Origin of the sequence: Caldanaerobacter subterraneus, from assembly GCF_004345675.1 — a bacterium.
Lineage (GTDB): Bacteria > Bacillota > Thermoanaerobacteria > Thermoanaerobacterales > Thermoanaerobacteraceae > Thermoanaerobacter > Thermoanaerobacter subterraneus.
Map to the genome: position 1 here is coordinate 1 of NZ_SLWU01000078.1, position 1,079 is coordinate 1,079.

The following is a 1,079-nucleotide window of genomic DNA, read 5'->3' on the forward strand; positions in this document are numbered from 1 at the left end:
GTTTTCAAAGTAATTCGGGTCATGCAGGTACATCCATCTTTCTTGATATTTTGGATCATTTTCTGGGTCATTGTAGTAGGTTTTTATCTCAATTGACTCACCCAGTACGACGTATTGTTCTATCAATTTGTTTTCCTGTACTATTAAACTCTTTATATAATTTAAAGCATCTGAAAAACTATCACTTAGACTCTTATCTAATATTATAGTACCTCTATTTGTTGTATTAACAACTTCTGAATATGATCCAGCCATCGTGGAAGGCCCTATACTAATAAAAGCTACATTATTTGAAATCAATTTAGACATAAAACTTCCTTTCTGCAAGTCATCAACATACTGCAAAGGAGAACCGTCTATATTAATTACAACATTTATTTTTTTCTTGTCAAAATTGTAATTTCCTACACCATTAATTACATCTGATTTCACGCTATACACATTTACATGTAGATAGTCTATACAAAGATTGTTTGATCCTCTAAAATACTTAATGTTGTCAATAGGCAGCGAATTCCCTGGAATCTCAAGAACTGCCTGTGTATAAGCACTTCCGTATGCACTTCCTACTTTATACCAGTTTGCACCATCACTGCTAACATAAAAATCGATGGGCCTTAACGCAGTTTCTCCTCCACCTGTTACTGCTGCAAATTTAATTTTTGTTATATTTGCTTTTTTAAGGTTGAATCCGATATTTATATATCTATTTTTTGCAAAAAAATAATAATGGTTACTTGTTTCATATCCACCATCTGCATTGTTTCCAGGTCCTTGTCCCCAATAATCTCCCCAAAAAGACGATGACATAGAGATATTATTTTGATACTCAGTGGATGTTTCAATCGGGTTTTGAAAATTTATATTATAATCAACATTTAAAGCATTTAATTGAGGTTTTAAAATAGAATTTGCATAAGATTCTGCATTGTATGAATCTAAATATTGTCCTTTAAATATCAGTATATCAACTTTCTTCTTTTGATACATTTCAAAATCCACAACAGGCTGCAAGTTTATCACTTCACATATTTTATCCTTCATCGGCTTATTTGAAGTATCAGCAGTTTTGTAATCTG

At 31.6% G+C, this 1,079-nt stretch carries 1 pseudogene; it reads right to left on the bottom strand.

The features are described 5' to 3' along the window. Positions 1 to 1,044, bottom strand: a pseudogene (locus tag EV203_RS13325) (hypothetical protein); the annotation flags it as partial. Positions 1,045 to 1,079: the final 35 nt, after the last annotated feature.